The sequence below is a fragment of the Paenibacillus pabuli NBRC 13638 genome (assembly GCF_001514495.1).
In the GTDB taxonomy this organism is placed as follows: Bacteria; Bacillota; Bacilli; order Paenibacillales; family Paenibacillaceae; genus Paenibacillus; species Paenibacillus pabuli.
On the sequence record NZ_BCNM01000024.1, the window covers coordinates 120,666 to 126,894 of the forward strand.

Sequence of the window (6,229 nt, forward strand, 5' to 3'; positions counted from 1 at the left end):
ACTCCTGTTATTCGAGTAGAGCAACCCTCATCTCGACGGGGTGAATGGGATAACGAAAGAGATGGTCGTCCCTTCCCCTGGGCTGCTGCGGATGGTTAGGCCTTGACCGTATCTTTGATTAAGCCTTCGATGTGTATTGGTCAAGCCGACTCCCCCGGAACCGGAAGGGTTCTTCTTCGGCCACTCCAGCGCGTTATCGATCTGAGCTTGACTCATTCCCACGCCGTCATCCTGAACTTCAATGATGGCCTGATCATCTTGTTCGATAATCCGAATCTGCACGGTCCCGCCCGTACGCTTGCTCAGAACACCATGTCTCACCGCATTCTCGATAAGCGGCTGAATCGTTAACGGAGGAATAGATAAGCTCAGGTCCTGGGGGATGTCCCAGAGCACTTCCAGTCTATCTGGAAAGCGTTCTTTCTCAATGTACACATAGGTCCGTGCAAGATCGATCTCATGAGCAATATCCACTGTCTTCTCAGCGTTAAGGAAATGGAAACTGGTCTGCAGGTAATGAATGAAGGCATCCCCTAACTTCTGCATTCTCTCGGTATCCAGATCACTGAGTGCCATGATGGAATTCAGCGTATTGAATAGAAAATGGGGTTGGATCTGAGCCTGCAAATAGGCAGCTTCCATCCGCAGCCTTTCATCGATAGACTGTTTCAGGACGGCCAGTGATCTGATCCGATGCTTCAGCTCAACTGCGTCCACGGGTTTGGTGACATAATCCGTAGCACCTGCCATGAATCCCGCGTGAATATCGGCCGATTCGTTACGGGCCGTGAGCAGCAGAATCGGAAGTTCTGATACGGAATAACGCTTGCGTACATTCTCTGTCAGTTCATAGCCCGACATATGAGGCATCATGACATCGGCAATCAGCAAGTCCCACGGCCTGGAATCCAGCAATTCAAGGGCTTCACGCGCTGAAGCCGCCGTTTGAATATGATAGGGCTCATTCGAGAGCATGGAAATAAGTACTCGCAGATTCACAGGATCATCATCAACGGCGAGAATATGGGCAACTGCTCGTTCTTGAGAAATGGGTTGTTGCTCTGCCACCGCAACTTCTTCGAAGCGATGAAGATCCCATTCTTGCTCAGTCTGGTCAGTCAGGAATGCCGTATCTCCCAATGGGAGGGAGACTTGGAAGGTTGAACCCTGCCCAAGCACAGATTGGACGGTTAGATGTCCGCCGTGGAGCTCTGTAAGCTGCTTGGAAATACTTAATCCCAAGCCGATCCCTCCACTCAAGCGAGCCTCCGGAGTCCCTTGTTCATACGCATCAAATATTCGTCGCTGCATCTGCTCACTGATCCCAACACCGGAATCAGAAACCAGGATCACGACGCACTCTTCACGTTCTCGGACAGAAACGGTAATAGTACCTTCTTCGGTAAATTTCAGAGCATTATGCAGCAGATTGTAGAGGATCTGAACCAGTCTTCTCTCGTCAGCCTGAACAAGAGGGAGCGAGTCAGGGATATCCACGTTCATTTGGATAGGTCTTCCCTCTGCCATAAATTTGAACATACCCATAACGCCGGGGATCACCGATGCAAGAGACAACGGTTTTTTCTGAAGGGTAATGCGTTTTTCCTTCAGGCGAATCACGTCAAGCAGGTCGTCAACCAATTGGGACATTCGGCGGCCGATCGTAATTAACAGTTTCATCTCTTCTGCATGCATCTCTCCTGTTCCACGCCGTTCACGTACCGCGATACTCTCGGCAATGTTAATGATGCCATGCAGCGGTGTACGCAGCTCATGAGCCGTATTGACCAGAAATTGATCTTTCTGCCGATCCTCCTCTTTGAGCTGTTCGTATAACTTCTCGATTTCATTGGAATTGCGGAAATATTTCTTGAACCAGTAGGTCGAGAAGCCGAATATGGCCGCGATGACATCAATGGGATAATACACGTTGGTAATTTCGTTATGTGAGTTCACGAATCCCCACAACACACTGGAGAAACTACTGGTTGCCGCGAATAGCAAAAAGCTGGCATCCCTTTCTTTGCGGACAGCCATTCTGAAGAACAGGTACACCGACCAAGCAATGGCAAACAAATATAGAAAATCAGAGATTCCGGTTGCAAGAACTTGGTAGATCAGAGTCACGGGTGCAATCAGCAGAAATACACAGTAGACACCTAGCGTGCTGGCATAGATACGGAAAAGTCTGCGACCTCGCAAACTATGTGAGAAACTTCTGGCCATCAGAAGCATGAAGAATGAAAACAAGGGATAGGATAACGCTTTGGCCTTGACCATCCAAGTAAAGTTGAGCGGAGCCCAATTTAATAAAAGACTGTCATGGTCGGAAGCTACGGTAATCGCCGCTGCCAGGGTCAACAGGGAGAACGTGAGCAGAGCGCGTTGTTTACGGTTAAAAAAGAACATTACACAAGCATACAAGCTATGCAGCAGCAGTATGGCAAAGGTGATTTTCTGTAAATCGATGGATAATCCCCGTTCGCTCGCGATCGCCTCTGGAGAACCGAAGTAGAGGGAGCGTGTAATCCCACCGCTAGAAGGATCATCAAAATTAGCTGTTTGTACAAGCAGTTCAATCTCATTGGCCCCGTTAGGGGCATAGGAGGCTGTAAATGCGGTCCTTTCCGGTTGATAGGCTTCGGGACGAGAGGCAGGTTGACCAAATTCGGCGACGATGGTCCCGTTCATTTCTATGATGGATGCAGCCTGGATTTTCTGAGCCCAGAGGCTGATCTCCTTAACGGACGGATCAAGAAGTATGCGAATGCGGTACGTTCCATACCCGAATGATGATGAAGATGGTAACACACTGCGCCAATCTCCAGGCACTTGTATCCAGGTGGACGGCTGATTTAATACGCTTTTCTCACGACCAGAGAGTAATGCGTGCGGGATAAATTCCCATTCCCCATCGAGGGATATAGGTGAAGCATGGGTCAGATCCCACCCTCGAAGATCCAGCACACCTTGAGTCGGTTTTGGATGCTCGGGTATGGAAAACGTCTCGGACCATATCCAGCGAAACCCGGTTAAAAAAGTAAGAAATAGAATGGACAGCACGACATATTGGGGTATTTTCTTGAGAGTTATTTGTTTCATGGCAGCAATTAGTTTTCGACATCATCATCTAAATTCCTGCATGTCGGGCCTTTAGGTAGAACATTTAATTCAAGGTCTAAACATTGGCCTTTTATCAAAATGATAGCGTTTCACCCCATGGAATTATGGTAAAATTATTGTTTAGAGGAAGATCAGTGATCCGAAGGGGTTGGGATTTATGAGAATGATTTTGGTGGATGATGAATACCTCGCTCTGAACAGGTTAAACAAACTTCTGCTGGAGAGAGAGGATTGCGAAGTCATTGGATCTTTTCTGGCGGCAGAAGAAGCCATAGAACATATCGAACGTCATCAGCCGGAAATCGTCTTCATGGATGTAAACATGCCGGGAATGAACGGGATCCAGGCAACTGAACGCATTCATGAGATTTCCCCTAGAACCGAGATTATATTTACCACTGCATATAACGAACATGCATTAACGGCCTACGGGCTGGAAGTGCTGGACTATATCATGAAACCTGTCACACGGGACCGTTTGGAAAAAACGATGAAGATGTATCAACGCCGAACCATGCCAGCAAGTCTGAACTCGGTAGATGAGCCGTCCATGTTGATCCGGTGTATGGGAATGCTCCAGGTCCAACTTCTTCCCAACGAAGCGCCGAGGCATTTGAAGTTCAGAACAACCAAAATCAGAGAGTTATTTGCCTATCTGCTTCACCATCGGAACAAGCCAATCAAACGGGATTTACTCCTTGAACTGTTGTGGCCAGAGCTGGATGAGAAGAGGGGCATTTCCAATCTTCATAGCGGTATACACCGCTTGCGCAGCATGATGAATGAAATCATGGGTGAGGACAGGATATCCATTCGCTATCAACAGTTTGGTTACATACTGGAAACGGGAGAATTCAGGATTGACGCGGAGGAATGGGAAGGTCGTCTTCATCGAGTGTCTCCATTATCATCCTCTACAGTCGCCGAACACCGGAAGATCTCGGATCAATATGAGGGCAGATACTTTGGTGAGGACGACTACGTATGGGCTGAGCTGGAGCGCCAGCGCTTGCATGCGTTATGGCGCAACCATGCAATGCAGCTTGCTCGATATTATGTTGATCTGGGGATGGACACGGAAGCACTAACGATATATCACCGAGTACAACAATTCGATCCGATATTGGAGGAAGTCGGCCTAGCTTTGATGAAAATATATGATCGATTAGGCAATAAAGACCCGGTGATTGCTCAATATAACCGGTTAGCTACTGCGTTACGGCAAGAGGCTGACTTAAGTCTTGGCTGGGAAATTGAGTCTTGGTACCAAGCGTGGAGTAAATCAAATATTTGATTGAAGTTGGACAGTCTTGCAGCCTCACCTGCGAGGCTGTTTTTTCTTTGGCTGCGGATATTCATTTGCTTGGTAAGAGTTTGGTAAGAGGCATTGTGTAGAATTAAAACGATATGTGTCCATACATGAGGCTACAACAAAAATAACAACGGGGAGGATGAAGTGGAAAAAGGGATTTAAATTGTCGGTTATGCAGCAGGTGGAACGGTCTTGAACCGATTGGAAGAAAGCGCTCAGTTTAACTTTCGACAATCTAGCAATGGTGTACCACTATAATAGCTCAGCAAAGTTTCACAGGAATATTGCAGTCAGTAAGGCCAAAAAATAAGGTTGGTAAGTAGGAGGTAAACTATGTACACAGCAGGAATCCGTAAGAAACCATGGCAAAGATTTTTCATTCTGGTTCTTTCCTTTATTCTGGTGCTTGGAACGTTGCCAATGAGTTTGGCGCACGCGGATGAGATTACCGAAACACCTGTTGGTCCGGGTGGAGTTGGTGCCCCTGCACTATGGCTACGATCAGATCTGGGGATGGGAGTTGCCAGCGGCCAAAAGGTTAGTAACTGGGAAGATCAAGGAAGTAAAATAAATAACGCAGCGCAAGACCTAGAAGCTAATCAACCGACTTATTGGGATGATAAGAGTCATAATATTAACTTCAATCCGGTATTGGAGTATAACGGAACGAGTAATTTTATGAAACTGGATGTAGACAAGCTTCCACAAGGGAAGAGCCCTAGATCGATCATTACGGTTAGCAAAACCAATAGAGCTTCAGGCCTCAGTTATATTATTTCCTGGGGAAAGAGCGATCCTGAGGCTTATTCTGGCATAGGGATGCTTCAAAATGTAACAAGGGGCGGATTGACGCCATTTAACACATCCATGGACCAAACGTTATACACTGCCGAAGGATTTCTAGGAACGGCATTCCCGAACGAGCAATTTGTTACTTGGACGGGCGGGGACGGGGATACAAACCAAGCTAGATTGTACAGTAAAATGAAGCAGGTACAGGAACTGAAGGGTTGGGGAAAAGAAAATGCTAAGTTATGGGATACTGGTAGCTCTGACGGAGCTATAATCGGTAAACTTATTCCGGAAGCTAATAAACTTAGCTATTGGCAGGGTACAATTGAAGAAATTATTGTATATGATCGTGCTCTTACGGACGAAGAACGCCAACAAGTCAGCACATATTTGGCGATCAAATACGGCTATACGCTGGATCAGTCGACAGCCAATTCATATGTCGATTCAAACAAGACCACGATCTGGGATTCAAATGATAACGCAGCCTATACTCATCGCATTACAAGCATCGGTCGAGATGATCAGAGCGGCTTGATGCAGAAACAAGCCAAAGCACAGGAGAATGGCTCCATATTGACGATGGCTTTGGGCGAAAGTGTCGAGAATACGAACTCTGCGAATCAAAATGATTTTTCAAACGATTCTTCTTTCTTTACATTCGGTGACAATGGAGCAAATACTGAATTCAAAACGCCGATGACTAAAGATGAAAAAAACCTGCTCCTAATGGAGCGTATCTACAAAGTACAGAAAACAAATTGGAATGATACACAGATTACACTTCAAGTAGACCAAGCGGGAGGCACTACGGGACGGCCACAATATGTTGTGATCAGTGATGATGAGCAATTTGATGCTCAAGACTCGATCCATTTAATTGAGAACGGCCAAGTAACCATTAATACCTCCAATTTTGGTCCGAATTCGCACTTTACCATTGCAACTGCAGTTGATAAAACGAAGTTAAAAGCCAAAGCCGATGAGATCAACGGCAAGATT

General features: G+C 46.5%; 3 protein-coding genes. 2 read left to right on the top strand and 1 reads right to left on the bottom strand.

Annotated features, from left to right (window positions below; all coding sequences use genetic code 11):
* Positions 1–27: 27 nt before the first annotated feature.
* Positions 28–3,102, bottom strand: coding sequence for a hybrid sensor histidine kinase/response regulator (locus PPA03S_RS26830; RefSeq protein ID WP_062327904.1), 3,075 nt, complete (start codon positions 3,100–3,102; stop codon positions 28–30).
* Positions 3,103–3,280: 178 nt separating this feature from the next.
* Here PPA03S_RS26830 and PPA03S_RS26835 point away from each other — a divergent pair, with 178 nt between their 5' ends.
* Together PPA03S_RS26835 and PPA03S_RS26840 are read left to right on the top strand one after the other, a co-directional pair.
* Positions 3,281–4,417, top strand: a complete 1,137-nt coding sequence (locus tag PPA03S_RS26835) for a response regulator (RefSeq protein WP_062327907.1) — start codon at positions 3,281–3,283, stop codon at positions 4,415–4,417.
* A 351-nt stretch (positions 4,418–4,768) separates the two neighbouring features.
* On the top strand, positions 4,769–6,229 hold a 1,461-nt coding region (locus PPA03S_RS26840), incomplete at its 3' end, for a DUF8202 domain-containing protein (protein WP_157284382.1).